Annotated in this window: 21 protein-coding genes; 4 read left to right on the plus strand and 17 right to left on the minus strand. The window is 67.4% G+C overall.

Features of this window, described 5'->3' with window-relative positions; all coding sequences use genetic code 11:
* Positions 1 to 8 precede the first annotated feature (8 nt).
* Positions 9 to 836 carry a shikimate 5-dehydrogenase gene (locus tag G9E11_RS09255; RefSeq protein WP_311764329.1) on the minus strand — a complete coding sequence of 276 codons (828 nt, stop codon included), beginning with the start codon at positions 834 to 836 and terminating at the stop codon, positions 9 to 11.
* A 46-nt stretch (positions 837 to 882) separates the two neighbouring features.
* Positions 883 to 2,694: a glycoside hydrolase family 3 protein gene (locus tag G9E11_RS09260; protein WP_246468836.1), complete on the minus strand. Its 1,812-nt coding sequence runs from the start codon at positions 2,692 to 2,694 to the stop codon at positions 883 to 885.
* 115 nt (positions 2,695 to 2,809) lie between these two features.
* Between G9E11_RS09260 and G9E11_RS09265 the strand changes: the two genes are divergently transcribed.
* Positions 2,810 to 3,961, plus strand: a complete 1,152-nt coding sequence (locus tag G9E11_RS09265) for a glutamate--cysteine ligase (protein WP_190604981.1) — start codon at positions 2,810 to 2,812, stop codon at positions 3,959 to 3,961.
* 5 nt (positions 3,962 to 3,966) lie between these two features.
* Here G9E11_RS09265 and tsaD read toward each other — a convergent pair whose 3' ends face one another.
* The 6 genes from tsaD to G9E11_RS09295 all read right to left on the minus strand — a co-directional run bounded on the left by tsaD (position 3,967) and on the right by G9E11_RS09295 (position 9,507).
* Positions 3,967 to 5,124 carry a tRNA (adenosine(37)-N6)-threonylcarbamoyltransferase complex transferase subunit TsaD gene (tsaD, locus tag G9E11_RS09270; RefSeq protein ID WP_190604983.1) on the minus strand — a complete coding sequence of 386 codons (1,158 nt, stop codon included), beginning with the start codon at positions 5,122 to 5,124 and terminating at the stop codon, positions 3,967 to 3,969.
* Positions 5,121 to 5,672: a ribosomal protein S18-alanine N-acetyltransferase gene (gene rimI, locus G9E11_RS09275; RefSeq protein WP_190605937.1), complete on the minus strand. Its 552-nt coding sequence runs from the start codon at positions 5,670 to 5,672 to the stop codon at positions 5,121 to 5,123. The genes tsaD and rimI overlap by 4 nt, the downstream gene beginning before the upstream one ends.
* Before the next feature lie 107 nt (positions 5,673 to 5,779).
* Positions 5,780 to 6,451: a tRNA (adenosine(37)-N6)-threonylcarbamoyltransferase complex dimerization subunit type 1 TsaB gene (gene tsaB, locus G9E11_RS09280; RefSeq protein WP_190604985.1), complete on the minus strand. Its 672-nt coding sequence runs from the start codon at positions 6,449 to 6,451 to the stop codon at positions 5,780 to 5,782.
* Entirely contained in the window at positions 6,451 to 7,071 is a 621-nt protein-coding gene (gene tsaE / locus G9E11_RS09285; protein ID WP_246468838.1) for a tRNA (adenosine(37)-N6)-threonylcarbamoyltransferase complex ATPase subunit type 1 TsaE, read from the minus strand. The genes tsaB and tsaE overlap by 1 nt, the downstream gene beginning before the upstream one ends.
* Positions 7,068 to 8,351, minus strand: coding sequence for an alanine racemase (alr, locus tag G9E11_RS09290; protein WP_190604987.1), 1,284 nt, complete (start codon positions 8,349 to 8,351; stop codon positions 7,068 to 7,070). The genes tsaE and alr overlap by 4 nt, the downstream gene beginning before the upstream one ends.
* A 64-nt stretch (positions 8,352 to 8,415) precedes the next feature.
* A complete protein-coding gene (locus tag G9E11_RS09295) occupies positions 8,416 to 9,507 on the minus strand; it encodes a carbohydrate kinase family protein (protein ID WP_190604989.1) in 1,092 nt (363 codons plus the stop codon).
* Positions 9,508 to 9,632: 125 nt separating this feature from the next.
* On the opposite strand from G9E11_RS09295, the gene G9E11_RS09300 reads away from it, so the two are divergent.
* From G9E11_RS09300 to G9E11_RS09310, 3 genes are all read left to right on the plus strand, one after another.
* Positions 9,633 to 11,141, plus strand: a complete 1,509-nt coding sequence (locus tag G9E11_RS09300; protein ID WP_190604991.1) for a family 4 glycosyl hydrolase — start codon at positions 9,633 to 9,635, stop codon at positions 11,139 to 11,141.
* Between the two features lie 145 nt (positions 11,142 to 11,286).
* Entirely contained in the window at positions 11,287 to 12,564 is a 1,278-nt protein-coding gene (gene mshA / locus G9E11_RS09305) for a D-inositol-3-phosphate glycosyltransferase (RefSeq protein ID WP_190604993.1), read from the plus strand.
* 21 nt (positions 12,565 to 12,585) lie between these two features.
* Positions 12,586 to 14,298, plus strand: coding sequence for a formate--tetrahydrofolate ligase (locus tag G9E11_RS09310; RefSeq protein WP_190604995.1), 1,713 nt, complete (start codon positions 12,586 to 12,588; stop codon positions 14,296 to 14,298).
* A gap of 72 nt (positions 14,299 to 14,370) precedes the next feature.
* Here G9E11_RS09310 and G9E11_RS09315 read toward each other — a convergent pair whose 3' ends face one another.
* The 9 genes from G9E11_RS09315 to G9E11_RS09355 all read right to left on the minus strand — a co-directional run bounded on the left by G9E11_RS09315 (position 14,371) and on the right by G9E11_RS09355 (position 25,788).
* The gene (locus G9E11_RS09315) at positions 14,371 to 15,330 is read right to left on the minus strand and encodes an endonuclease domain-containing protein (protein WP_190605941.1); all 960 of its coding nucleotides are present in this window, start codon (positions 15,328 to 15,330) and stop codon (positions 14,371 to 14,373) included.
* A 152-nt stretch (positions 15,331 to 15,482) separates the two neighbouring features.
* Positions 15,483 to 16,679 (minus strand): IS30 family transposase, encoded by a 1,197-nt coding sequence (locus G9E11_RS09320; protein WP_414635181.1) that lies wholly within the window; start codon positions 16,677 to 16,679, stop codon positions 15,483 to 15,485.
* Positions 16,680 to 16,758: 79 nt separating this feature from the next.
* Positions 16,759 to 18,327, minus strand: coding sequence for a glycoside hydrolase family 32 protein (locus tag G9E11_RS09325; RefSeq protein WP_190604999.1), 1,569 nt, complete (start codon positions 18,325 to 18,327; stop codon positions 16,759 to 16,761).
* A gap of 30 nt (positions 18,328 to 18,357) precedes the next feature.
* Positions 18,358 to 19,236, minus strand: a complete 879-nt coding sequence (locus tag G9E11_RS09330; protein ID WP_190605001.1) for a carbohydrate ABC transporter permease — start codon at positions 19,234 to 19,236, stop codon at positions 18,358 to 18,360.
* A 1-nt stretch (position 19,237) separates the two neighbouring features.
* Entirely contained in the window at positions 19,238 to 20,197 is a 960-nt protein-coding gene (locus tag G9E11_RS09335; protein WP_190605003.1) for a carbohydrate ABC transporter permease, read from the minus strand.
* A gap of 84 nt (positions 20,198 to 20,281) precedes the next feature.
* Positions 20,282 to 21,577, minus strand: coding sequence for a sugar ABC transporter substrate-binding protein (locus tag G9E11_RS09340; RefSeq protein ID WP_190605005.1), 1,296 nt, complete (start codon positions 21,575 to 21,577; stop codon positions 20,282 to 20,284).
* A gap of 129 nt (positions 21,578 to 21,706) precedes the next feature.
* A complete protein-coding gene (locus G9E11_RS09345; protein ID WP_190605007.1) occupies positions 21,707 to 22,729 on the minus strand; it encodes a LacI family DNA-binding transcriptional regulator in 1,023 nt (340 codons plus the stop codon).
* A gap of 223 nt (positions 22,730 to 22,952) precedes the next feature.
* Complete coding sequence (locus tag G9E11_RS09350; RefSeq protein ID WP_190605009.1) at positions 22,953 to 24,680, minus strand: Ig-like domain-containing protein; 1,728 nt, start codon at positions 24,678 to 24,680, stop codon at positions 22,953 to 22,955.
* A gap of 226 nt (positions 24,681 to 24,906) precedes the next feature.
* The gene (locus G9E11_RS09355; RefSeq protein ID WP_190605011.1) at positions 24,907 to 25,788 is read right to left on the minus strand and encodes a DMP19 family protein; all 882 of its coding nucleotides are present in this window, start codon (positions 25,786 to 25,788) and stop codon (positions 24,907 to 24,909) included.
* Positions 25,789 to 25,860: the final 72 nt, after the last annotated feature.

Consider the following 25,860-nt stretch of genomic DNA (forward strand, 5'->3'; position numbering starts at 1 on the left):
AACAGGACCTACTGGGCACGGACGAACGCCTCGGCGTCCCGGACCTGCGCGTCGGTGGGGCGGATTCCCGTGTACAGCACAAACTGCTCCAGCGCCTGGATGGTGGCCACCTCGGCTCCGGTGATGACCTGCTTGCCGGCCGCCTGCGCCGCCTTGATGAGCGGCGTTTCCGCCGGCAGCGCCACGACGTCGAAGACGATCTTGGCGGCTTCGATGGTTTCGGTGGGGAAGGACAGCGCGTCGGAGTCAGGTCCCCCGGCCATCCCCATCGGCGTGACGTTGATGACCATGTCCGCGGTGGCTTCCGGGCCCGTGCCGAGCTCTGCGCGCCAGCCAAAGCCGTACAGATCGGCGAGCGCACGGCCGGTTGCTTCGTTGCGGGCGATGATGGTCACGTCCTTGAACCCCGCGTCGCGCAGGGCAGCGGCCGTGGCCTTGGCCATGCCGCCGGCGCCCTTGAGCAGCACCGAAGATTCAGAAGGCACGGCGTTGCGCTGCAGCAGCTGCTCGATCGCCGTGTAGTCCGTGTTGTACGCGGTCAGGTGCCCGCCGTCGTTGACGATGGTGTTGACCGAATCGATGGCCTTGGCGGACGGGTCCATGGCGTCCACCAGGGGGATCACGTCCTCCTTGTAGGGCATGGAGACGGCGCAGCCCCGGATCCCCAGGCCGCGGACGCCCGCGATCGCCTGGGCCAGGTCGGTGGGGGCGAAGGCCTTGTAGATCCAGTTCAGGCCCAGCTGGTCGTACAGGTGGTTGTGGAAGCGGGTCCCGTTGTTGCTCGGCCGGGCCGAGAGGGAAATGCACAGGGTCATGTCTTTATTGAGAATCGGCACCCCTCCATTAAACGGCGAGGCTGGCTTTATTACCTGAAGCCGGTTGTTATTTGCAGCCCGTGCCGGGCCGGTATGGTCCGACGGCGGCCGGCAGCTTTCCGGGGGCGGTTGCCTTCCCCGCCAAGACGGTCAGCAGCGCTTTGTACGCTCCGGGCGTTCGGCCGTAGAGGGCGATCTTCGTAGGTGCGACCGACTGCGCCAAGGGCCATGGGGCATCCAGGGCCACCGCAATGTCGCCCTTCGCGGGCCCGCCGCCGTAGCCGATGAGCGTGACCAGCGGCCCCGTTCCGAGCGCGATCCCCGCGGCCTTGGCCGCGGCGGCGAAGCGGGCCCGGTCCACAGCCGTGCCGCCTGCCACCCGCACGTGGCCGGCCACGGACGCACCCTTGCATCTCCCCGTGACCACCGTAATGGCCCGCGCCGAGATCTTTGCGGAAAGAGCCTCCCCGCTGCCCGGTGCCGCCGTGGGCTTTGGCTGTGCCGTCCGTCCCCGCCAGACCATCATGGTGACCACCCGGCGGGCCGCCTCCTCGAGGCGTGACAACGGGAGCTTCCCCCCGGTGACAGACCGGACAATGGCGGCATGCGCGGCGGCCGCGTCCGCCGGCATCAGCAGCAGGTCCGCCCCGGCTGCCAGCGCGGCCGGCGCTGCGGAACCGTGGGGATAGCGGCCTGCCACCGCGCCCATGTTCAGCCCGTCCGTGACCGCCACGCCCTTGAAGCCCAGGCCGCGCAACGCCGCGTAAGTCGCTTTCGAGAGGGACGCCGGCACGCCCGGGTCAAGGGCGCGTGTGGCAATGTGGCCGGTCATGACTATCGGTGCTCCTGCCTTGACCGCGGCCTGGAACGGCTTCCAGTCCCGCGCCTTCAACTGCGCGAGGGTGGCGTTCTGGACGGGGAGCCCCTTGTGGGAATCGGTGGTCACAGAACCGTGCCCGGGAAAATGCTTGACGGTGGGCAGCACGCCGCCGGCCAGCATGCCTTTGGCGAAGTTGGCACTCAGGGATGCCGCGGCACGGGCGTCAGCGGACATGGAACGCGCCCCGATGGTGGGATCGGCGGGGCCCATCGTGACATCGGCCGCGGGCGCGAAGTCCACGGTGAAGCCCAGCGGCGCGAGTTCTGCCGCCAGCCCGGTGCCGGCCTGGGCGGCGAGGGGCGCACTGCCGGCGGCGCCGTAGCTCATGGGAGTGGGCCAGCGGGTCAGCGGGGCGCCGACGCGGCTCACCGCTCCGCCTTCCTGGTCAACGCCGATCAGGCCGGGCCAGGTGCGGCCGCCGGAACGGGACGCCTCGTCGAGCCGGCGCGTCACCCCCGCCAGCGCCGGGACATCCACCAGGCCGGTGGCCGTTCCGGGCACGTTGTCGGCCATGATCATGGAACCGGCAAGGTGGAGCCGTTCCACCGTGGCGGCCTGGGTTTCATGGTCAAGGCCGGTGTAGAAGGGCAGGAGCACCTGCCCGGCCTTCTCCTCCAGGGTCATTTTGGCCACCGCCGCGGCGGCGGCGTCGGCGTCCCGCTGCTGCGGGCCCCAGTCCAGCGCCGCCCTGCCCTTCGGTGCGGGGTTCGCCGTGGACGGGGCCGGACTCTGTGTCTCTGTCTGGGGTGAACCCGAGTGCGGTGAAGACCTCTGTGCCGCCTGCGGTGAGCCGGAAGCGGAAGCCGCGGGCGCCGTCGTCGTACCCTGTCCTGGTTGGGGTGCCGCCGGCGTGCACGACGCAAGCGCGAACAGCGCCGCGAGCGCTGCTGCAGACGCCGCCGGTGCGTTGCGCGCAGGTGCAATACCGCGACGTTTCCGGGGGAAATTGGGGCGGCTGGTGGTGTGAACACTCTCACGCGCCCTGTGTAGCCAAGCCATCACTTCGATGCTACCCCTGCACTAGACTTGGATGACCGTTCCCCTGCCAGCCGTTCGCCAGGAACGGACGGCGACCGGACCCGGCGTCATTAGGCCAGCACACAGCGAGGAACACATGAAGATTGATTTCGCTTCATCCAGGCAATCAACTCTTGGTGTGGAATGGGAACTCGCACTGGTGGATGCGCAGACCGGTGAACTGTCGTCGGTGGCCAACGAGGTCCTGCGCGGGGTCGTGGCACGGCACCCCGAGCTGAACGAGGACGACGAGCACCCCCACATCAAGCAGGAACTGCTGCTCAATACCGTGGAGCTGGTCACCGGCATCTGTAAGACCGCCGCGGAAGCGAAGGAAGACCTCGCCCGCTCGCTGGCTGCCCTTCGTGAAGTCACGGACCCGATGGGCGTGGAAGTGTTCTGCGCCGGAAGCCACCCGTTCAGCCCGCCGCAGCTGCAGCCGGTCACGGACAAGGAACGCTACGCCAAGCTGATTGACCGCACACAGTGGTGGGGCCGGCAGATGGTCATCTACGGGGTGCACGTCCACGTTGGCCTGGACCGGCGCAGCAAGGTCCTCCCCGTGCTCGACGGCCTGGTCAACTACTTCCCGCATTTCCAGGCGCTGTCCGCGTCCAGTCCGTTCTGGGGCGGCGAGGACACCGGCTACGCCTCGCACCGGGCGCTCATGTTCCAGCAGTTGCCGACGGCGGGACTGCCTTTCCAATTCGCCAGCTGGGAAGAGTACGAGTCCTACGTCCAGGACATGTTCACCACTGGCGTGATCGACACCATCTCGGAGATCCGCTGGGACATCCGCCCGGTGCCGGCCCTCGGAACGATCGAGATGCGCATCTGCGACGGCCTGGCCACCCTCGAGGAAGTGGGCGCGGTGGCAGCCCTGACGCAGTGCCTGGTCCACGAATTCTCCACCATCCTCGACGCCGGCGGCAGCATCCCCACCATGCCGCCCTGGCACGTCCAGGAAAACAAGTGGCGGGCCGCCCGGTACGGCATGGACGCGATCATCATCCTCGACGCCGAGGGCAACGAGCAGCTCGTCACCGACCACCTGCTGGAGACGCTCAACCGGCTCGAACCGATCGCCGCGGAGCTGGGCTGCCCGGATGAGCTGGCCGATGTCGAAAAGATCATCAGCCGCGGCGCGGGATACCAGCGCCAGCGGCGGGTGGCCGCCGAAAGCGGCGGTAACCTCCAGGCCGTGGTCCTCGACCTCGTGAAGCAGATGCGGAACGGACCCACCGCGTAACCCAACTAGGTAGCAGTTGAGGGCGTTCCCAGCTCCGAGAACGCCCTGATCTGCGACCTACTTGGCGCAGAGACCGTGGTCACCGGCATGGACGAGTCCGGCGCGAAGGCTATGCCGCTGGGTTCGATGCCGGCCATAACGAGCTGCGCGCCGAGCGCCGCCACCATCGCCCCGTTGTCCGTGCACAGGTCCAGCGGCGGAACATGCAGCCTGATGCCGGCAGCAGAGCAGCGCTGTTCTGTCAGCTGCCGCAGCCGCGAATTGGCGGCCACTCCCCCGCCCAGCAGCACGTCCGTGATGCCCCGCTCGCGGCAAGCCAGGACCGCCTTGGAGGTGATGACATCCACCACTGCTTCCTGGAATGCTGCGGCGATGTCCGCCACCGGCACGGGATCACCCGCGGCTTCGAACTGCTCCACACACCGGGCCACCGCGGTCTTCAGGCCGCTGAAGGACCAGTCGTAGCGGTGCTTGCCGGGCTCCTCGGCGGTGCCCATGTATTTGGGCTGCGTCAGTCCGCGCGGGAACCGGATGGCCCTGGCGTTTCCTTCGCGCGCCAGCCGGTCGATGGCCGGACCGCCGGGGTAGCCCAGGCCGAGGATCCTGGCGACCTTGTCGTACGCTTCGCCAGCGGCGTCGTCGATCGTGGAACCGAGCAGCTCGACGCTGTCCGTGATGCTGCGGATCCGCAAAATCTCGGTGTGCCCGCCGGAAACCAGCAGGGCGCCGAGATTCTCGGGAAGTATTGGCTTTACGGTGTTGCTTGTGTCGCCGCCGGGCCGCGGGGTGAGCAGGCCGACGCCCACGTGGGCCACGAGGTGGTTGATGGCGTAGAGCGGCTTGCCGGTGGCCACGGCGAGCGCCTTGGCGGCGCACACTCCAACCATCAGGGCACCCGCCAGCCCTGGACCGGACGTCACCGCGATGGCGTCGATCTCGTCCAGGGTCACGCCTGCCTCGGCCAGGGCCGCCTGCAGGGCTGGAACGAACGCATCCAGGTGGGCACGCGAGGCAATTTCGGGGATGACGCCGCCAAACCGGACGTGCTCCTCCATGGACGAGGACACCGTGTTGGTCAGGAGGTCGGTGCCGCGGACGATGCCTACGCCCGTTTCGTCGCACGATGACTCAATGCCGAGTACTAGCGGCTGCGAACGGTTCATTTCTGGTCTGCCTCCGTGGGAGCGGTCTCGCCGGCGCGGCCGGCTTCCTCAGTCTGCACAGGCCGGGGTCCGGCGTCGTGCACGATGTCCTGGTGCACGATGTCCTGGTGCACAGCGAGCACGTCCTCCAGCTGAAGCCGCATGATCAGGGCGTCCACGCCGTCGCGGTAGTACCTTTTCCGCACGTGGATCTGTTCGAACCCGAAGCGGATGTACAGCTGCTGGGCGCGCGGGTTGTCGGCCCGGACCTCGAGCAGGATGTCGGCTGCGCCGCGGCGCCGCCCCTCCGCGATCAGGTCGGTGAGGAGCGCCGTGCCGATGCCCCTGCCCTCATATTCGGGAACCACCGCGATGGTCTGGACGTCGGCGATCGGCTCCACGCACATCAGTCCCGCATAGCCGACGATGCCCTCCGGAGCCTCGGCCACGAGGTACCGGCGGGTTTCCGGCTGCACCAGTTCGTCCCAGAACATCTGCAGCGGCCATGCGTCCACCGGAAACAGCCGGACCTCCAGCTCGTGGACGGCAGGGATGTCCGCGGGAAGCATGTCCCGGATGGTCACGCCCGAGTCCAGTCGGCGAGGCAGTACAGGAGCGTTGCCGGGTGCCGGGTTGCCGGGTGTGTCGGAAGCACCGGGTGTTTCAGGCAGCAGGTTCACAGGGCACGCTTCCGGGGGCCGGGGACCTGGGCGTCGGACTCACGGAGGTAGAGCGGCGTGGAGTCCAGAAGCTCCTCGCCCGCTTCCAGCCTCGCCAGCGCAAACTGGCCCAGGTACAGCGCGTCCGGTTGTTCAGTGCTGAAGTCCGGATCCGCGCGGAGGGCCTCGGGGTAGAGCCCTGCGCCCGCGCCGTAAGCCGGGAGGTCGGGGAGGTCCGCGGCGAAGCCCACGTGCGGCCCGTCCGTGAGCTTCGGCAGCTGTCCCGCGGCCATCGTGTAGCGCGCCCAGTAGACTTCTTTGCGCCGGGCGTCCGTGGCCACAAGGAACTCGGCCGGCGCATCGGTGGACTCTGCCACCTCGAGGGCGACGGCGTCGAGGCTCATCATGCCGTGCAATGGTGTGTTCCAGACAAAGGCGAGGGTACGCGCCGTCGCAATCCCGGACCGGAGCCCGGTGAAGGGACCGGGACCAACGCCCACCACGATCGCGTCAATGTCGGCCCCGGTCACATCGGCGTCTGCCAGCAGCCGCTCGATTCCCGGCGCAAGGACCTCGGCGTGACTCCTCGTGTCCTCGGTGGAGAAGCTGCCCACCACGCCTTCCAGGGCGTCGTCGGACAGCAGCGCGGCGCTGGCCACGGCTGAGGTGTCAATGGCAAGAATGAGCATCAGGAGATTCCTTCCGCGGCGAGTTCGGGCTGTTCAGCCCAGCGCGGCCCGAAGCCGCGGATGATGATGGTGCGGGGCTCGTCGTCGTCCTCGGACTCGAAGTCCAGGGCGCCGTTCCCGGTATGGTGGGCTGCGGTGCCGCCGCCCAGCTGGCGGTGCAGTTCCACCTCGAGCCGGCTCTCGGCCAGGTGCTCCACGCGGTCCCGGCCCCACTCCACTACGGTCACGGCGGAGTCCAGCGTGTTCTCCAGGTCGATGTCGTCGATTTCCGACGCCGATCCCAGCCGGTAGGCGTCCACGTGCACCAGGTCCGGCCCGCCCGGGTGGGGCCCGTCGGGGAGGTTGGGGTGAATGCGCACCAGCACGAAGGTCGGCGAAATGATGCCCGCTCGGACGCCCAGGCCCTCGCCGAGGCCCTGGGTGAAGGTTGTCTTGCCGGCGCCCAGTTCGCCCGTGAGCACCAAGAGGTCCCCCGCCCGGAGCACCTCCGCCAGAGCCGCGCCGAGCGCGTGGGTCTGGTCCGCCGTCGTGACCGTCAGCGTCTGGACCCACAGCGGAGCGTTGCCGGTTTCCGGGATGCCGCCGGTGTCCGGGATGCCGCCGGTTTCCGGAACACTCATGGCGCCGGCGTTCCGGTTGCCGTCGGTTCACTTGCGGGCGATCCGCCGGCCGGCGCTTCGTTGGCGGGCGATTCGTTGATGTACGTGCGGGGCACGCGGGGGCTGATGCGGGTGACGATCTCGTAGTTGTTGGTGCCGGCGGCGCGGGCCCAGTCATCGGCCGTGGGGCCGCCGTCGGAGCCGTCACCGAAAAGGACGGCCTCTGCCCCGAGGACGCTGTGGCCGCCCCGGGAAACGTCCAGCGGGCCGAGGTCAATCACCATCTGGTCCATCGCGATCCGTCCCACCACGGGATAGGTGACGCCCTCCACACGGACCGGGCCGCCGGTGGCGACGCGGGGAACGCCGTCGGCATAGCCGAGCGGAATGAGCCCCAGCGTGCTCTCGCCGGAGGTGCGGTAGTTGAAGCCGTAGGAGACGCCCTGGCCGGAGTGCACGTCCTTGCAGTGGGACACGACGGTGCGCAGGGTCATCGCGGGGCGGAGGCCCAGTTCCTCGGAGGTTTGCCCCTCGAAGGGCGAGAGTCCGTAGATTCCCAGCCCCGCACGGACCAGGTCGAAGTGCGTGTCCGGCCGGGACAGCGTGGCGGGGGTGTTGGCCAGGTGGCGGACTTCGGGGTCCACGCCGGCGTCTTCGGCGATGGCCAGCACCTCGCGGAACGCGGCGAGCTGGTCATCGGTCTCCGGGCGCTCGGGCTCGTCGGCCACGGCAAGATGGGAGAAGATGCCCACCACGCGCAGCAGCCCCTGGTCCTGGTACTCCACGGCTTCGCCCACCAGCCGGTCCCACGCCTCGATGGTGGCCCCGTTGCGGCCCAGCCCCGTGTCCACCTTCAGGTGGACACGGGCCGGCCGTTCCTGTTCGCGGGCGGCAGCCACGATCTGTTCCAGCTCCCAGCCGGAGCACCCGATGTCGACGCCGGCGGCAACCGCCGCACCGAAGTTGCTTTCCGGGGTATGCAGCCAGGCGAGCAGCGGGGCTTCGATGCCTGCCGCGCGCAGCGCCAGCGCTTCGGAGATGTGGGCGACACCCAGCCAACTGGCGCCCGCCTCGAGGGCCGCGCGCGCCACCTGCACTGCGCCGTGGCCGTAGGCGTCGGCCTTGACGACTGCCATGACCTTGGCCGGTTCGGCGGCCGCGGCGAGCCGGCGGACGTTGTGCCGGATAGCCTCGAGGTCGATCACTGCGGAGCGTTCATGGGCCGTCCGGTTGAAACCATGGGAGGTCCCGGCCGCGCCCGTTACTGCCGGGCGGTCTCCTGTTGCTGCTGGATAAATCACGCTATTGATTCTAGTGCTGGTGCTTCGGGCCGAATAATTGCCGGACCGGCAGCGTGCCGGGCGCTCAGGCGTCCGAGAGGTGCGCGATGGTGGCGGCCGCGCGCCTCTGCGCCTGAAGAGGAACATCCCGGACGATGTCGGCCAGGAAGGAGTAACGGCGCAGCCACTGGCTCCCGCGGCGTTCCGGCCGGGCGTTGGCGCGCTTCCACCAGTCGGCGATGTCGCCCCAGCCCGGCGCCGCGAGGGACCCGCCCACCTCCTGGACTGCAAGCGCGGCGCAGAGGTTGGCGAACCGCAGCCGGTCGCTGAGGGGCCACCCTGCCAGGCTGCCGACGATGAACGCGGCCCCAAAGCAGTCCCCGGCACCGGTGGGATCATAGGCGGCTACCGGCAGGGAGGGCACCCACTCCTCCTCGCCGGTTTCCGAATCCACGGCCACGGCCCCCTGCGCCCCCAGGGTCACCACCGCCACCGGCACCCGGTCCGCCAGGGAGTACAGCGCCGCCCAGGGATCGTCCTTGCCGGTGAAGGCCATGGCCTCGCGCTGGTTGGGCATGAAGGCATGGAAATACTGCAGGTTCGCAAGCCTGGCGTGGGCCCACTCGCCGGTGGGGTCCCAGCCGACGTCGCCGAACAGTTTCACTCCCTCTTCATGCGCCGCGAGCGCCCACGGCTCCAGTTCATGCCCGAGGTCCGCCACGGCAGCCAGCGCGCGGGGCGGATTCCCGATCAGCTCGGAGGAGGTCACCGGCGCCGGGTGCCCGTGCGTGACCATCGAGCGGTCGTGGTCCACGCTGAGGGATACGGTCACCGGCGAGTGCCAGCCGGGGATGCGGCGGGACAGGGACAGGTCCACGTGCTCCTGCCGGTCCAGGATTTTCCAGTTGTAGTCGCCATAGCCGTCGTCGCCGAAGGCCGCCGCCAGCCCGGTCCGCAAGCCAAGGCGCGCGGCTGCGATGGCCTGGTTGGCCACGCCACCGGGGCAACTGCCCATCCCTTCGCTCCAGATTTCCGTTCCGGGCTCGGGCGCGTGCGGCAGCCCGGTGAAGATGATGTCCTGAAAAACGGTCCCGGCCAGCAGCAGGTCGAACTCGCCGGCCGCCTGGGTACGGACGGCCGAGAGCGGGTCGAAACGGCGTGCTGGATTCGCCTCCATGTTCGGCACATTACGCCGTGTACCTTGGCGTTGAAACCCCGCGATGTGGGGGTTGGGATGGGACTGCGCGGCTGCGTCCCCGCAGTTCAGGCCATGTTGTCGGCTACTGCGCATAGACTCCTGCCATGCAGCTCATGATCGCCGGCGGCGGCGGATTCCGGGTTCCCCTCGTTTACCGTGCCCTGTGTTCCGGGCCCTATTCGGGCCTGGTCAGCGAGGTGGTGCTGTTCGACGTCGACGGCGGCCGGCTCGCCGCCATCGAGGCTGTGCTTCGGTCCATGTCGCCGGACGTGAGGGTCGCTCCGGACGGAAGTTCCGCCGTCGGGCGTTCCTCCTGGCGTCCGCCCGCGGTGACGTCCACGACGTCCCTCCCCCGAGCCCTCAGCGGGACGGACATTGTGTTCGCCGCCGTCCGCCCGGGCGGCACGGCCGGGCGTGTCGCCGACGAACGGGTGGCCCAGGACCTCGGGCTCCTGGGTCAGGAAACCACCGGCGCGGGCGGCATCTCCTACGCGCTGCGGTCCATCCCTGCCATGGTGGAGCTGGCGGCGAACATGCGGACGCACTGCCCGGACGCCTGGCTGATCAATTTCACCAACCCGGCCGGGATGGTCACCGAGGCGCTGGTTCCCGTGCTGGGCCGGAAGGTGATCGGTATCTGCGATTCCGCCAGTGCCCTTGTCCACCGTGCCGCCCGGGCGGCCGGGGTACCGCTGCCGGCGGGAAGGCTCGACGGCGTGGGCTACTACGGGCTGAACCATCTTGGCTGGCTGTACCGGCTGGAGAGCGGCGGGCGGGATGTCCTTCCCAGCCTGCTGGCCGACGCGGATGCCCTCGCCGGCTTCGAGGAGGGCAGGCTGTTTCCGCAGCCATTCCTGCGCGAGCTGGGACTGCTGCCGAACGAGTACCTGGTCTACTACTACGAGGCAGCGCGCGTGGCGGCGGCCACGCGGGCGATGGCCGCGACCCGCGGTGAGTCGATCCACGGCCAGCAGGCTGAGCTGTACCCGCAGCTGACCACCGCCGGTGACGAAGCATTCGGCTTGTGGGAGGCCGCGAGGCGGTCCCGTGAGGAGGGGTATCTGGCCGAGGCCAGGGCCGGCGGCGAGGCGCGGAACCCCGAGGACCTTGCCGGCGGCGGTTACGAGCAGGTGGCGCTGGCGGTGATGCGGGCGCTGGCCGGGGGTCCCGGCGTCGGCCGGGCGGGGGATGATGCCACGGAGCTGATCCTCAACACGCCGAACTCCGCTGGGCAGTCCCTCGCCTTGGCGGGCGGCTCCCAGGCCGCTATTCCCGGGCTGCCGGCGGACGCCGTCGTCGAAGTTCCCTGCACGGTCACACCGGAGGGGGCAGTGCCCATTCCGCAGGCCCGGCCCGCCGAACCGCAACTCGGGCTTCTGCAGCAGGTCAAGAAAGTGGAGCTGCTCACTGTGCGTGCGGCTTCTGCCGGCGACCGGGATGCGGCGCTGGAAGCCTTCGCCGAACATCCATTGGTCGGCTCGGCGGCGCTGGCCAACGCGCTGCTCAGCGGCTACGAAGGCGCGTTTCCGGAGTTGCCCAGGTTGTGGCGGCGCGGACGGCGCGCATTGGGCGGCACCCCGCTGGGCGGCGGCAGGGCTCCTGTGCGGTTTTAACAGGGCCGTGCCACATCCGCTGGCCGCCCTGGTTGGCGTGTGAAACACCACGTCTGGAGCACTTGAACCGCCACCGTTGCCGGGACGGTTCAGGAGTAGTGTTTTATCCGATGCAGTTCCAGTAGTACGGCGAGGAGGGAGGCTCATGTCCGTCATTAAGCGTGTGGCTCTCCTGTCGCTGCACACCTCCCCCATGGAACAGCCGGGTTCAGGGGACGCGGGCGGCATGAACGTCTACATCCGCGGCCTCGCCTCCGCCCTGGCCGAAACCGGCATCGAAGTGGAAATCTTCACCCGCTCCACCGCCGCCGGCCAGCCCGCCGTCGAACACCCCGACCCCGGCGTCTGCGTCCATAACGTCCTGGCCGGACCGCCCCGTAAACTCCCCAAAGAAGAACTTCCCGAACTGCTGCACAGCATGGTCGCCGAAATCGAACGCGTCCGCGCCCGGCAGCCCCACGGCCGCTACGACCTCATTCACTCCCACTACTGGGTCTCCGGCATCGCCGGCATCGAACTCTCCGGCCTCTGGAACGTCCCGCTCGTGCACACCATGCACACCATGGCCAAAGTCAAGAACCTCCTCCTGAACTCCGGCGAACAACCCGAACCCCGCCGGCGCGAAGACGGCGAGAACCGCATCGTCGACGGCGCCACCCGCCTGATCGCCAACACCACCGCCGAAGCCGCCGAACTCGTCTCCCACTACGGCGCCGACTTCGACCACATCGACGTCGCACCCCCCGGCGTCGACCTCGCCGTCTTCACCCCCGCGTTCCGGACCCGGTCCCGGACCGAACACGGCATCGCACCCGGCACCTTCCACCTGCTCTTCGCCGGCCGTATCCAGCGGCTCAAAGGCCCGCAAATCCTGCTGAAGGCCGCCGCCCTGCTCCGCCAGCGCCGCCCCGACATCGACCTCAAGCTCACCATCCTTGGTGCGCTCAGCGGCGCCAAGGATTTCAACCTTAAAACCCTGATCAGCGCCGCCGGACTGGACGACGCCGTCACCCACCATCCGCCGGTCGGCGCACCGGAACTGGCCTCCTGGTACCGGGCGGCCGACGTCGTCGTCATGCCCTCGTACAGCGAATCCTTCGGCCTCGTGGCGCTGGAAGCCCAGGCCTGCGGCACCCCTGTGGTCGCCACCCGCGTCGGCGGACTGGCCCGCGCGGTCAGCCACGGCCGCACCGGCCTTTTGGTGGACGGCCACCGGGCATCTGACTGGGCAGACGCCCTCGAAGCCCTCCACGACGACCCCGCCACCCGCCACCACATGGGCACCGCCGCCGCCATCCACGCAGCAAACTCCGGCTGGCAACGCACCGCCGCCATCACCCTCGACAGCTACCACGCCGCCGTCGACGAATATGCCTCCAGCCACCCCATGGCCGCCGTCTACGGGTCACGGCTCACCGGCTAAACACCTTCGGAAAGGACGACGATGTCTGACAGCACCCCCCTGAGCGATACCGGCCAGAGCAGCACCCCCCTGAGCGACCTGGACATTGCCCGCAGGGCAGTGCTCCGGCCGATCGAGGAGATCGCCGCTGCCGCCGGCATCGATGCCGAGGCAGTCGAGCTCTACGGCCGCTTCAAAGCGAAGATCGACCCCGCAAAGCTGTCAGCCCCGGCGCCGGCCGGAAAAGTGGTCTTGGTTTCCGCGATGTCGCCAACGCCCGCCGGAGAAGGAAAATCAACCACAACCGTGGGACTCGCGGATTCGCTTGCGCGGGCTGGCCACAAGGTGATGGTCGCGCTGCGTGAACCCTCGCTGGGCCCGATCCTCGGCATGAAAGGCGGGGCCACCGGCGGCGGGCTGTCCCAGGTACTGCCCATGGACGAGATCAACCTGCATTTCACCGGCGACTTCCATGCCGTGACATCCGCCAACAATGCCCTCATGGCTCTTGTGGACAACCACATCTACCAGGGCAATGAACTGAACATCGACCCGCGCCGGATGACGTTCAAGCGGGTACTGGACATGAATGACCGGTCCCTTCGCGAGGTGGTCATTGGTCTCGGCGGGCCTTCACAGGGTGTGCCCCGCCAGGACGGCTTCGACATCACCGTCGCATCCGAAATCATGGCGGTCTTTTGCCTCGCCACCGACGTGGCCGATCTCCGGGACCGGCTGGGCCGCATCACCTTCGGCTACACCTATGACCGGACGCCAGTCACCGTGGCGGACCTGGGCGTGCAGGGCGCGCTGACGCTGCTGCTGAAGGATGCGATCAAGCCGAACCTCGTCCAGACGATCGCCGGCACCCCCGCACTGGTCCATGGTGGGCCGTTCGCGAACATTGCCCATGGCTGCAACTCGCTGATCGCCACGCAGACCGCCCGCCGGCTTGCCGACATCGTAGTGACGGAGGCGGGGTTTGGGGCCGACCTCGGCGCGGAAAAGTTCATGGACATCAAGGCGCGGATCGCTGATGTGGCGCCGGCGGCCGTCGTGGTGGTTGCGACCGTTCGCGCACTCAAGATGCAAGGCGGGGTTCGCAAGGACCGGCTGAAGGAGCCGAATGTCGAGGCCTTGGCCGCGGGCGTGGTGAACCTGCGCCGGCATGTCCGGAATGTGGAGCGGTTCGGCGTGACGCCGGTGGTGGCGATCAACAAGTTCCCCGCCGATAGCCTGGAGGAGCTCAACTGGCTGCTCGGCTGGTGCGCCGGCGAGGGCATCCAGGCCGCGGTGGCTGACATCTGGGGAAAGGGCGGGGGCGGCGACGGCGGCGATGAGCTGGCTGCCAAGGTCGCCGCCGCGGTAAACGGGCCGTCCTCGTTCCGGCATCTCTACCCGCTGGACATGTCCGTGGAGGACAAGATCCGCACCATCGTCCAGGAAATCTACGGCGCCGACGGCGTGGACTTTTCGGTGCCTGCCCTGCGCCGGCTGGCGGACATCGAGAAGAACGGCTGGTCCGGGCTGCCGGTCTGCATGGCTAAGACGCAATACTCATTCACGGACGACGCCTCGCGGCTGGGGGCGCCCAAGGGGTTCACCATCCACGTCCGCGACCTCATCCCCAAGACCGGCGCCGGCTTCATCGTTGCCCTGACCGGAGCGGTGATGACCATGCCAGGCCTTCCCGCCGTTCCCGCTGCCATGCGCATGGACGTGGACGACGACGGCAACCCGGTCGGCCTCTTCTAAACCCTTCCTCACGTCCCGCCGCTTCAACCCCAACCCCTCCTCACCTTTCGCCGCCCCAACACCAACCCCTCCTCAGACGTCATCTGCAAATCCCGACGCCTGAGGATGGTCCAGCAGGCTCCTTCGCATTCCACGCTTGATCTGGTGGATGGCCCCTGCGAAGCCGTCGGCCAAATCCTTCTTGCCAAACACAACAACGGTCCACCCGGCAGCCTCGAATGCCTTGTCACGCCGCCTATCGCTGAAGATTTGGGGCTTGAGAAGGTGGTGGTCGCCGTCGTACTGGATGGCCAGCCGCCGATGCCTGTAGCCGAGATCGGCAGTCGGCCCGATGGTCTTGTCCTCTCGCAGTGGCACCTGCAACTGGGGTTCCGGAAGGCCTGCGTCCTCCATCGCCAGGCGGAGTAGCGACTCGGGCGCGGAATCCGCTCCGACGCGCATCCGCTCGATCGCGGCACGCGCCCGGACCACTCCCTGAAGATTCGGATGGCGGGCGACGAGGGACCGCAATCCCTCAAGCGTGTCGAACGGTTCGGTGCGGTCTTCGAATTCCGCTCTTGGAACGCAAATCAGTTCATCGCCCATGCAGACCAGTTCGCTCTCCGACAGCCGTCTCGCCATATCGAGCCAGGTGCGGGACCTGCTGCTGATATGGATGCCGTCGACGAATTCGCTCTCACCCTCCGATGCCAGCACGCTGTGACCGATCACCCCTCTTCTCCGCACTTCAGGCAGGGAATGGGGTTTGCTCAGATGCAGCTCGGTCGAGTCCGCCAGCCACGGCGGGAGGATTTGGCTTCGGATCCGAGCCGCTGTGACGTGCGAGATCCAGGCGCCGGGCGATGCCGCAGAAAGTGCCCGAGCCGCGGCCTCTAGCTCGAAGCTCCAGCCAGTCGGGCGGTACAGCTCGCGACTTACATGCGCGACGTCAGACCGGCGCAGTCTGTTGGGTGGAACACCTGACGCTTTCGCGGATCCCAGCGTGAACGGGGCAGACACCAGGCTGACAGGAAGATCGGTTCGTGTTTGCATACGGCATTGTTGCGCGAAACCGCCCCGCCCCGCAGAAGTTATCCACAGGCAGGAGTATGCGCTCACCACACCTGAGGAAGGGTTCGGCGTGAAGCGGCGAAAGGTGAGGAAGGGTTCCGGGGCGGATTCCAGTGGTCGTTGCAACACGCGTCCTATGCTGCTGATTCTTCCAGAATTTGCTGGAGGGCTTGTGCGGGGGTTTTCCAGCCGAGTGTTTTGCGGAGGCGGCCATTGAGGCCGGCGGCGGCGTAGTCGAGGTCCTCGGGGGTGACGGCGGTGAGGTCCATCCCTTTGGGGAAGTACTGGCGCAGGAGTCCGTTAGTGTTCTCATTCGTGCCGCGTTGCCAGGGTGAGTGAGGATCACAGAAGTACACTTCTGCTCCCGTGGCGATTTTGACCCGGTCATGGATGCCGACCATCTCCGCCCCCTGGTCCCAGGTCAGGGACCGGCGCAAGTGGGCAGGCAGCGTGGGCAGGGTTTCCTGGATGGCGGCCAGCACCTGCTCGCCGGTGTGTCCGTTGGGCAGATGCAGAAGCATCACGAAGCGGCTGGTGCGTTCCACGAGCGTTCCGATCGCCCCGGTGCCGGGCGTGCCAATGATCAGGTCGCCCTCCCAATGTCCGGGCACCGCCCGGTCATCGGCCTCCGCCGGGCGTTCGCTGATCAGCAGCTCCTTCGGGACCCGGGGCTTTCGCATCCCGGCCCGCCGGTTTGGTTGGCGCACCGCGCGGCCGGTGCGCAGGGCTGCGGAGAGCTCGGCTCTCAGCCCTCCGCGGCCCTGGATGTAGATGCACTGATAGATCGTCTCCGGGCTGATGCGCATGCTCTCATCATCGGGGAAATCAATCCTCAGCCGGACACTGATCTGCTCGGGGGACAACCTCTCACGGGCCGTTAGCATCCCGGCGACGTAGAGCGCCAAGGCCTCGTTGGAGGCCAGTTTCCGGGCCTTGGGCCGCCGCGCCAGCTTCTGGGCGCGGTTCTGGGCCGCGGACGCAAGATAAGGCCGCTGGCCCCCGTTGCGGACGTTCCGGCCAAGCTCTCGGCTGATGGTGGACGCGCTCCGGCCCAGACGACGGCCGATCTCCCGCACGTTGCACCCTTCCGCGCGCCACACAGCGATCAACTCACGCTCATCAAAGGACAGGTACCGCCCGCACGGGGGCGTAATCGAAGGATCCACCCCACCATGCTGACGGACGATCCCACGTGCCGCAGTAACGGAAAGCCCGGCAGCCTCCGCCGCCACCTCATCGGACAACCCGGAAGACCTCGCCTCCCAGAACACCCGCACAACCTCACGCAACACCTCAGGCCGACCAAAACGTCCCACAACAACACCAATCACTCAGGTGTTGCAACGACCCCTTGAACCTGCCGCCGGTTATTGGGCTGTAAGTGACCCCGCGTTGCTTTAGTTTGCAGGCTCAGCCGGTGACGATGAGGCTTACCAGGGTGGCGCCGTCGCCTTCGGCCAGCAGCCCGACGGCGGTGCTGGACTCCGCGGGGAAGATCTGGTCCGTAAGGGTCACCAGTCCGTCCTGGGCGAAGACCTCCACGGAGCACCGGTCCAGGAAAACCGTCAGCCGCAGCAGGCCGCTGCTGTCCAGCGAAACCGGCACGCGCTCCACGGACGGGAAGTCAGCATGGAACCCGACGTTCCCCGAGGCCGTCCGGTCCAGGCTGAGCTCGCCGGACGGTGACTCCCCGGACGGTGACTCCCCGGACAGCGACTCCCCGGAAACGCCGGAGTAGGCCAGCACCGTTCGTTCCGGCACGCCATCCGATTCGCCGGCACGCAGCACCAGCCCCACCTTGCCTGCGGAACCGGGCCGGAATTCGGCGTCGATGCGCAGCACATCCCCGGATGCCTCCACGGGCAGCCACTGCACTCCGTCCGCAAGCGGCGCCGGCCCGGCGGCGAGCAGCTCAGTCCCGGAAGCCGCGAACGGGTCCACCGCAGCCTGCACCAGCACCGGGCGCCCGGCCCGGGTCTCCAGGCGGACCTCGCGGACCAGCGACATGGCGCTGCGCCAGCCCTGTGACGGTGTCGAAGCGGCGTACTGCCAGTTGTTCATCCAGCCGATCATGAGGCGGCGCCCGTCGGGGGCGTTGCTGAACGAGACGGCGGCGTAGTAGTCCCGTCCCCAGTCGAGCCAGCCGTAGTCGGGCATCCGGCTGTCGTCGGCCTGCATGCCCTCGGTGACGGTGGTTTCGGAACGGAACGTCACGCCGTCGAACGTTCCCAGGAAGTATTGCCCCGCCGAACCGCCGGCGATCCCGCCGGGGTTCAGGTTCACCACGAGGACCCACCGGGTGTTCCTTGGATCGCCGTCCACGGGCAGTTCGAACAGGTCCGGGCATTCCCAGACCCCGCCCGTCGCGTTGGCAGGACCGAAGGTGCTCAGATGCTCCCACGACTTGAGGTCGGCGGACTTGTAGAGCACCACCTCGTGCCGGACGGCCTCGACGGCGGCCATCACCCAGTAGCTGCCGGCATCGCCGTCGTACCAGAAGACCTTGGGGTCGCGGAAGTCAGCGGACGCCCGGTCCAGCACCGGGTTCCCCGCGTACTTGGTCCAGGTGGCGCCGTCGTCCGTGCTGAACGCGAGCGACTGCGTCTGCCGCCCAGCGAGCGGCGACGCCGGGGAGTAGGCACTGGTGTAGACCGCCACCAGTGGCGGCACTCCCCCGACGCCGAAACCGCTGGTGTTCAGGGTGTCCACGACGGCCGATCCTGAGAAAATAGCCTCCTGCTCGTCGCACGGGATGGCCACGGGCTGCTCATTCCAGCTCAGCAGGTCCGCCGAGGTGGCGTGGCCCCAGGACATGTTGCCCCACACGTCGCCTAGCGGGTTGTGCTGGTAGAAGAGGTGGTAAACCCCGTTGGAGTGCACCAGCCCGTTGGGGTCGTTAAGCCAGTTGCGCTCGGCGGCGTAGTGCCATTTGGGCCGGTAACGGCAGTCGAGTGCGGGCGTTGCATTCAGGGAAGTCATGGTTCGCTTTCGAACTAGGAAGAGGGCTGGTCAGCCTTTGACACCGCTGGAGGCGATGCTGTTGATGAAGGAGCGCTGGAACGCGATGAAGAGGACCACCACGGGAACCGTGATCAGCGAGGCATAGGCCATGACCTCACCCCAGGAGACGTTCAGCTGGAAGAAGTACTGGATGCCGATCATCACCGGGCGAAGCTCCTCGGACTGGACCACCATGAGCGGCCACAGGTAGGAGTTCCAGGCGGGCAGGAACGTCAGGATGGCCACCGTGGCCGTGGCGGGACCGGCAAGCGGCATCACCACCTGGCGGTAGATCTTGAACCAGCCGGCGCCGTCGATCCGGGCGGCTTCATCCAGTTCCTTGGGGATGGACTCGAAGTACTGGTGGTACAGGTAGATGGAGAACGCGTTGGCGATGAACGGGATGATCTGGACCTGGTACGTGTCCAGCCAGCCCTTCGAGATCTCCAGGCTGAAGCCGTTGAGTTCGAAGTAGGGCAGCTGGTTCACCCACCACACCAGCGGCAGCGCCAGCGTCTGGAACGGCACGATGAGGGTTGCCAGGATCGCCGTGAACACAACGCGCTTGCCGCGGACCTGCATTCGGGACAGCGCGAAGGCGCACAGGCTGTTGATGAAGATTCCCAGCACCACTGTCACGGCAGAGATACCGACGGAGTTGATAAGGAAGCGGGCGGCCGGAACCCGGTCAAAGACGGCGGTGTAGTTGTCCAGCGAGATGTTGCCGACGGGCAGGAAGGCCGCCACCGAGGACATGTCGCCGAAGATCTGCTGGTCCGGCTTGAGCGAGGACACGAGCATGAACACGATGGGGAAGGCGGCGACGGCGGCAAACAGGATGCGCACGGCCATGGCGCCGATCGAATTGAGGCGGAGCACGTTTTTCACGTCAGTCCTTCTCTCGGGTCAGGTAGCGCTGGACCGCGGAGATCAGCAGTACCAGGACGAAGAATACGAGCGAGATGGCGGAAGCGTAGGAGGTCTCCTGCTGCTTGAAGCCGGAACGGACCGCCTCGTAGATGATGGTGGTAGTGGAGTCGAGCGGGCCGCCCTGTGTCATCACACTGACCTGATCGAAGAGGCCGAGGGCCTGGATGGTGATGGTCACCAGCACAAGGCTGCGGGTGTGTTTCAGGCCCGGCCAGGTCACGTACCGGAACTGGTGCCAGCGGCTGGCCCCGTCCAGCTGCGCGGCCTCGTACAGCTCACCGGAGATGCTCTGCAGCCCGGCGAGCCAGATGATCATGTGGAAGCCGGCGGCCTGCCAGATGGACAGCGCGATGATGGCCGGCATGGCGGTGGCGGGGTCGTTCAGCCAGTCCGCGCCCTGGATCAGGCCGAAGCTGAACGTGGACAGCAGCTCGTTGATCAGCCCGTCCTTGCGGTACATGAAGAGCCAGAGCAGCGACACCACCACCATGGACGTGACCACGGGCAAGAAGTACACGGTGCGGAAGAAGTTCACGCCGCGGAACTTCTTGTTGATCAGCAGGGCCATGGCCAGGGCGAGGCCGGACTGCACCGGCACCACCACCACGGCGAAGTAGCTGACGTTCAGGAGCGCGCGCCAGAAGGTGGGGTCGGTGAAGAGCCGGGCAAAGTTGTCCATGCCGACGAACTCCACCGGCCGCGGGGAGATGAGGCGGGCGTTCGTGAAGGCCAGGCCGAAGCCGAGGATCGCCGGCAGGAACACGAAGGCGAGCAGGAGGACCGCGGCCGGCGCGATCATCCCCCAGCCGCTGAGCTGTTCGCGCAGGCGGCCCGGGCGCTTGCGGCGGGCCGCCGCCGGGGTGGTTCCGCCCGGCGCCGGAGAGGTGGAGGGACGGGAGCGAAGCTGGGTGGTTGTCATGGGAGTCTCCGTTGACAGTCAGTGCCGGGTGGAGGACGACGGCGGCAGGTGCCGCCCGCCGTCGTCCTCCCGTCCGGCGGCCGGCTAGTTCTTGTAGCCGCCGTTGGACTTGATGTTGGCGTCAATCGCCTTGACCGCCTTGTCCAGGACAGTTTTGGGCTCGGCCCCGGCCAGGATGTCCTGGACGGCCTTGCCGTACTCCGTCGCGATGAACGGGTAGGCAGGCGTTTCGGGGCGCATGACGGCCTGCTGGCGGGAGAGTTCCATGAACACCCGGTTTTCGCCGCCCTCTGCGAAGGCGGGGATCAGGGCCGCGGCTTCATCGGTGGCCGGGATGGTTCCGGTGGCCTTGGCTACGGCGGCGATGTTTTCCGGCTTCAGCGAGTAGGAGAGGTAGTCCATCGCGGCCTCGGAGTTCTTGCAGCCGCTGGTCACGCCCCACTGCCACGAGGCGCCGCCGATCTTCGGGCCGTTGCCGAGGTCCACAGACGGCATGACAGCCAGGTCCTTGCCGAGAGCCTTGCGCGCCTTGTCCGCGGCCCACGAGCCGGTGTAGACGAGGCCGCTCTTGTTGTTCAGGAAGTCCTGGGTGGAGTCCTTGCCGCTCTTCTTGGCCATGAAGCCCTGGTCGGCGAGTCCGCGGAACCACGCGGCCCACTCGACGGCCTTGTCGCCGTTGAGGGCTCCGTCCGCTGACTGAAAGCCGTCGCGGTTGACGAGGTCTCCGCCGAAGGACTGCAGCAGCGGCGAGTACGCGTAAGGCAGCCATTCACCGGTGCCGGCCGTCCCCATGTCGAGGGGGTACTGCCACTTGCCGAGAGCCTTAAGCTTGGTCAGCGCGTCCTGGAACTCCTCTTTGGTCCACGGCTTCTCAACCGTGGCGGCGCGGACGCCGGCCGTCTTGAGGTCCGAGGCGCGGGCAAACATGGCGAGGGCAACGTCGTAGTAGCCCACCGCATACGTTTCGCCCTCCCACTTGGCGACGGTGCTGGGGAGGCTTTTGGACAGGTCTGTTGAGAGCTTGAGCGGCGTCAGGTACTTGGCCCAGGCCCAGTTGGGCACGTTGGGCCCGTCGATATCCACAATGCACGGGAGCTTCCCGGCAGCGGCGGCCGAGACCACCGAGTCGTTGTACGAGTCCTGCGGGAACGCCTGCACCTTTATCTGAGCCTTGGCTGCGCCACTCTTGTTGTACTTGTCGACGATGGACTTGATGGCCGCGAGCTCGTCAGGGTTTCCCGCGTTGTGGGTCCACATGGTGATCTCGTTGCCGTCCTCGGACGTGGCGGACGCGCTGCCCTTGCCGCAGGCAGCGAGACCGCCCATCAGGGCCGCCGCGGCTATGCTGGTGGCCAGGATCCGTGTGAATCGCTTGTTCATGAAGGTCCAGTCTTTCTGCTGATTTTGCGCGTGGATGATTGGCCCGGGTCCGGAAGGGGCGCGGCCGCTGCAACGGCTGCGTCCCTTTTCAGGCGGACACCGGGTAGTGGTTGGTTACGAAAAATGCCGTCAGGTCCTGGGCGGTCCTACGGATCCCCGTTCGATCAGGGGACAGGCGAGCCGCACCTGTTTGGGCGGCGCCCCCGGGCGCTCAATGTCGTCAAGAACGCGGTTGACCGCCCATCGCCCCATGTCGTAGTGCGGCAGGGCCACCGTGGTCAGCCCCGGCCACAGCGAGTCCGCAATGAGCTCCAGATTGTCGATGCCGACGATCGAAACATCCTCCGGGACGGTCAGTCCCAGAGCTGCGGCCGCCTGGTACGCGCCCATGGCCACCCGGTCGCTGAAGCAGAACAGGGCCGTTGGCCTGTCCGGGTGGCTCAGGAGACCCAGTGCCGCTTCACGGCCGCCGGAAGTTATCGGCTGCCCGATGACGAGGTGCCGCGGATCGTGCTCGATGCCGTGGCGGCGCAGCGCATTATGGAATCCTTCCAGCCGGCCGTGCGTTGCGGGAATGTCGTCCACATTGTTGATCATTCCGATCCGCGTGTGGCCCGCCCTGATGAGTGCTTCGACGGCGGTTTCAGCAGCTTCGACCTCGTCCGGCACGATGGAGGAGACCGCGGGGTCCCCGGTGACGGCGTCCAGCAGCACGGTGGGGATCCCCGAGAGCGCCGGCGGCAGTTCGACTCCCTGGTGGTACAGCCTGGCGTACACCACGCCGTCCACCTGGTGCTGCTGAAGCATGGTGATTTCGCGGTGCTCGAGCTCGCTGTCCAGGCCCGAGTTCACCACCATGACCACGTAGCCCCGCTCGTAGGCCGCGTCCTGCGCTCCGCGGATCATTGCCCCGGCGAATGGCGTGGTGGTGATCTCGTCGCTGACCAGGCCCAGGATCTGGGAGCGCTGGTTGCGCAGCCCGCTGGCGAGCCGGTTGGGAGCGTAGCCAAGGTTCCTGGCCACGTCCCGGACGTGCTGCTGGGTTTCCGCTTTGACCCGGGAGCTGGTGGCGTCGTTGAGGGCGTGGGAGACAGTGGTCACTGAAACTCCTGCGGCCTTGGCCACTTCGCGTATGCCCACTCTCGTCGTCATCGACTTCCTTTGCAAAACGTTTTGGATCGGTGTGAACGAGAGTACACAAAACGTTTTGCATGTGTCAAGCATCACTGCCCACCCGCGCCCTACCCTTAGCTCGCAAACTCGGTCACGGCGGCGGGCGCGGCCCCGACGAACACAGCTCCGGCCCGGCACTGCCCTTTCAGGCGGCACCGGGCCGGACGATCGCTGGTTGCTGCAGGGCCAGTGCTACCCCTGCTTACGGACCTGTCGTGAAGCTCCACGATGCCGGGAGCAGCTGATTTCCAACCCCGTCCTTGATCGCCGTGGTCAAGGCGGCGGTGTATCGGGTATTCGCAGCGAGGGTCGCATTCGGGTTCAAGGTGGCGACCTTCGTGACGGAGTTGTACGTCACTGTGGCAGGAATAACGGTTGTTGAGCCTGCTTTCCGCAACGTGAAGGATCCTGCACCGACGCCCGTCACGTTCTCGCTGATGGAGGCTGCGAAGTTCGCCGCCCGGGGCACGCCGGTGCGGCCTGCTCCGGGGGTGGTGGCAGTCACAGTCGGCCGCGGCCCGGTGGTGAACGCCCAGGAGTTGGCGGCGATCGGGTTGCCGGCGATGTCCGTGATGCCAGCGGTCAGCGTTGCGGTGTGCTTCCGGTCAGCTGCCAGCGAGGCATTTGGGTTCAGGGTGGCAACCCGGGTGGTGGCATTCCACGTGACAGGAGCTGCAATGAGCGCTCCCGCGGAGTTCTTCAGGGTGAAGGATGCCGTCCCCAGACCTGTAATCGCTTCACTGAAGGTTGCCGTGACGTTTGCAGTCTGGCTGGCCATCATCGAGTTGAGGGCCGGCGCCTTGGCAGTCACCGCCGGCGCCACGGTATCAACGGTAACGGCGAGGGACCCGACCGAGCGCGTTTCGACTCCGTCCGGGCTGAACTCACCGGCCGTCACGGTGTGGCGTCCGTTGGCCAGCACCCGGTTGGACGTGATCGAGTAGCTGCCGTTCACCACCGACGCCGAGCCGCTGGCCACGCCGTCGATGTAGAGGTTGACGCTTGCAGCGTCGGTCAAGGCGACAGCACCGGCAAAAGTGGGCGTGGTATCTCGCGTGATGTTATCGGTGCTGATCCGGCCCGTGTCACTCGCGGCCACCAGGTTAGGTACGCTCGGACCCTTGGCCAGGGGTGCCGTGCATTCGGGGCCGGCCGGGCCTCCGATCGCCGCGTACTCGAAAATCGTAACCTCCGCACCCGCGGCGGGGTCGCGTCCCAGCCACATGCCCCGGCTTTCGGAGCTGGTGGGCGATGCTGCCCGGTCTGCGTCGGAGATGCCGTCGGCCCCGACGCCGGCCATACCCGTCCACGTGGCCGTCCAGGTGGTGAGGCCCGGCCCGTCGTAGGTGATGTCGCCGTCGTCCCCTGCCCCGAGGGCGCTGGCACGAAGCGTGCGCCGCCCGTTCAGTGCGAACGACTGGTTGGCTGCCACGATCCTGGCTTCCAGCTGGTCCGCTGGAAGCTGCCCGCCGCCGGGGGCAACAGCCGTCCCCTTCATCACCACGGTGCCGGCGTTGATCTTCGTAGCCCGCTGCGTGACGACGACGTTTCCTACGAACGTTTGGTCGCCGACGTCGGGCGCCGTCAGGACACGGATCACGTCACCCGAGCGGATGTCCGGAGTGGTGCCTTCCCAGCATCCTCCGCCGGGATGGTTGACCTCAACGATGCCGGCTGCCGGTACCAGGTTGGACGCCGTGCCGATCACTGCGCCGCCTCGAAGCACCTGGATCGTGGGACGGTCGCTGGCCGCGTAACCTTCAGCGGAGACCATGTCCCGTTCCGGGAAAACAGTGATGATGTGCGGAGCCGCCACCGGGTTATTGATGACGGCGAAAGCCGGAACAGCCACAGTCGGAACGGCCAAGGCCATCAGCGCGCCAGCCGTGATGGCCGCTGCCAGGCGTGGACGATTTCTTGCAGACTTCATGGAAAGCTCCCCTCAGAGGCCCCAGACTTCACCCGGCCGAGACCCAGCGAGGGTGATCCTCTCCAGGTCCATGATCTGAAGAGGATGCCAGTATCCGGACGCCACCCTGCGGAAACCTTTAACCTAGTTCTGCAGGACCCCTCAACTGGGTCCCGCAGAACCGGGGTTCGCTGTCCACGCGCGCCGCCCTAACGGCGCAAGTTCGGCCCGGGAAGCTGGGGTGGCGCTACGCCTCCACCAGGTCCTCGTCCAGGTCGGCGTCCAGTTCTTCGAACTCGACGGCGGCCACAATTTCCTTGGTATCCGGGTTGAGCATGAAGGCCTCCTCGTCCTCCTCGATCATGAGGAAGTCGCCGTGGTCGGTGCTGAAACGCCATGCGAGCACGGTCTCGCCGTTGTGGTCGTAGTTCGGATCGCCCATGGTGATTTTCCTCAGCTCGTACCCGGCGATGTCACACAGTTCGCGGATGATGACTTCGAATTCCGGGGCGTTCTCGAGGGCCTCTTCCTCGGCCTCGGCGCGCCGCTCCTCAAGGTCCGGCAGTGCCGCCACACGCTGGGCGATGTGACCGGTCAGCTCGTCGTCGTTCAGGACCAGCAGGCCTTCCTGCCCGCGCAGCCACGCCGCGTTGAGTGCCACGATGTCCTCCGTTTCGAGCAACGATTCGAATTCGGCGTCGAGGTCCTCCATGGCCTGCACGCGTTCGGGGAGTTCGTTGCCCTCCTCGGCGTCGGCCGCGCCGTCCAGGTAGATGTCGGCTTCCTCCTCGGACAGGGCGTCGAATGCCTCCGCGGTACGGTCAAAGAGGTCAACGTGCCCCGCGGCGCCCATGCCCTCCAGGCCCTCGCGGATGTAGGCGTCAAGCTCCTCACGGTCCGGGGCGGTGAAGACATACTGCGCAAAGCCGCCGCCCAGGGACTGCGTGAGGTAGAAGTCCACGAAGTAGCTGCGCAGGGCGTTGGGTGCGATCTCCCCCGGGCCGAGGAGCTCCTGGTACATGCTGTTCACCACGGCGACGTTGGAATCAACAATCTCCGCGTCACTGGCACTGCTGCCGCCTGCGACGACTTTGACGGTCAGGACAACGGGGTATTCGCTGGTAGTCATGGGAGATCCTCACTGCAGAAAGCCGGTGGTGCTCAGGACTCTCTCAACGTACGTGCCGCCTGCGCCCGCAGG

The organism is Arthrobacter ipis (genome assembly GCF_014694315.1).
Taxonomy (GTDB): Bacteria; Actinomycetota; Actinomycetes; order Actinomycetales; family Micrococcaceae; genus Arthrobacter; species Arthrobacter ipis.

Excerpts from the sequence above, each read along its gene's own strand:
- G9E11_RS09260 (WP_246468836.1), bottom strand. The coding sequence starts at position 2,694 with ATGGCTTGGCTACACAGGGCGCGTGAGAGTGTTCACACCACCAGCCGC.
- G9E11_RS09265 (WP_190604981.1), top strand. The coding sequence starts at position 2,810 with ATGAAGATTGATTTCGCTTCATCCAGGCAATCAACTCTTGGTGTGGAA.
- tsaD (WP_190604983.1), bottom strand. The coding sequence starts at position 5,124 with ATGAACCGTTCGCAGCCGCTAGTACTCGGCATTGAGTCATCGTGCGAC.
- rimI (WP_190605937.1), bottom strand. The coding sequence starts at position 5,672 with ATGCTTCCCGCGGACATCCCTGCCGTCCACGAGCTGGAGGTCCGGCTG.
- tsaB (WP_190604985.1), bottom strand. The coding sequence starts at position 6,451 with ATGCTCATTCTTGCCATTGACACCTCAGCCGTGGCCAGCGCCGCGCTG.
- tsaE (WP_246468838.1), bottom strand. The coding sequence starts at position 7,071 with ATGAGTGTTCCGGAAACCGGCGGCATCCCGGACACCGGCGGCATCCCG.
- G9E11_RS09295 (WP_190604989.1), bottom strand. The coding sequence starts at position 9,507 with ATGGAGGCGAATCCAGCACGCCGTTTCGACCCGCTCTCGGCCGTCCGT.
- G9E11_RS09300 (WP_190604991.1), top strand. The coding sequence starts at position 9,633 with ATGCAGCTCATGATCGCCGGCGGCGGCGGATTCCGGGTTCCCCTCGTT.
- mshA (WP_190604993.1), top strand. The coding sequence starts at position 11,287 with ATGTCCGTCATTAAGCGTGTGGCTCTCCTGTCGCTGCACACCTCCCCC.
- G9E11_RS09310 (WP_190604995.1), top strand. The coding sequence starts at position 12,586 with ATGTCTGACAGCACCCCCCTGAGCGATACCGGCCAGAGCAGCACCCCC.
- G9E11_RS09315 (WP_190605941.1), bottom strand. The coding sequence starts at position 15,330 with ATGCAAACACGAACCGATCTTCCTGTCAGCCTGGTGTCTGCCCCGTTC.
- G9E11_RS09325 (WP_190604999.1), bottom strand. The coding sequence starts at position 18,327 with ATGACTTCCCTGAATGCAACGCCCGCACTCGACTGCCGTTACCGGCCC.
- G9E11_RS09335 (WP_190605003.1), bottom strand. The coding sequence starts at position 20,197 with ATGACAACCACCCAGCTTCGCTCCCGTCCCTCCACCTCTCCGGCGCCG.
- G9E11_RS09340 (WP_190605005.1), bottom strand. The coding sequence starts at position 21,577 with ATGAACAAGCGATTCACACGGATCCTGGCCACCAGCATAGCCGCGGCG.
- G9E11_RS09345 (WP_190605007.1), bottom strand. The coding sequence starts at position 22,729 with ATGACGACGAGAGTGGGCATACGCGAAGTGGCCAAGGCCGCAGGAGTT.
- G9E11_RS09350 (WP_190605009.1), bottom strand. The coding sequence starts at position 24,680 with ATGAAGTCTGCAAGAAATCGTCCACGCCTGGCAGCGGCCATCACGGCT.
- G9E11_RS09355 (WP_190605011.1), bottom strand. The coding sequence starts at position 25,788 with ATGACTACCAGCGAATACCCCGTTGTCCTGACCGTCAAAGTCGTCGCA.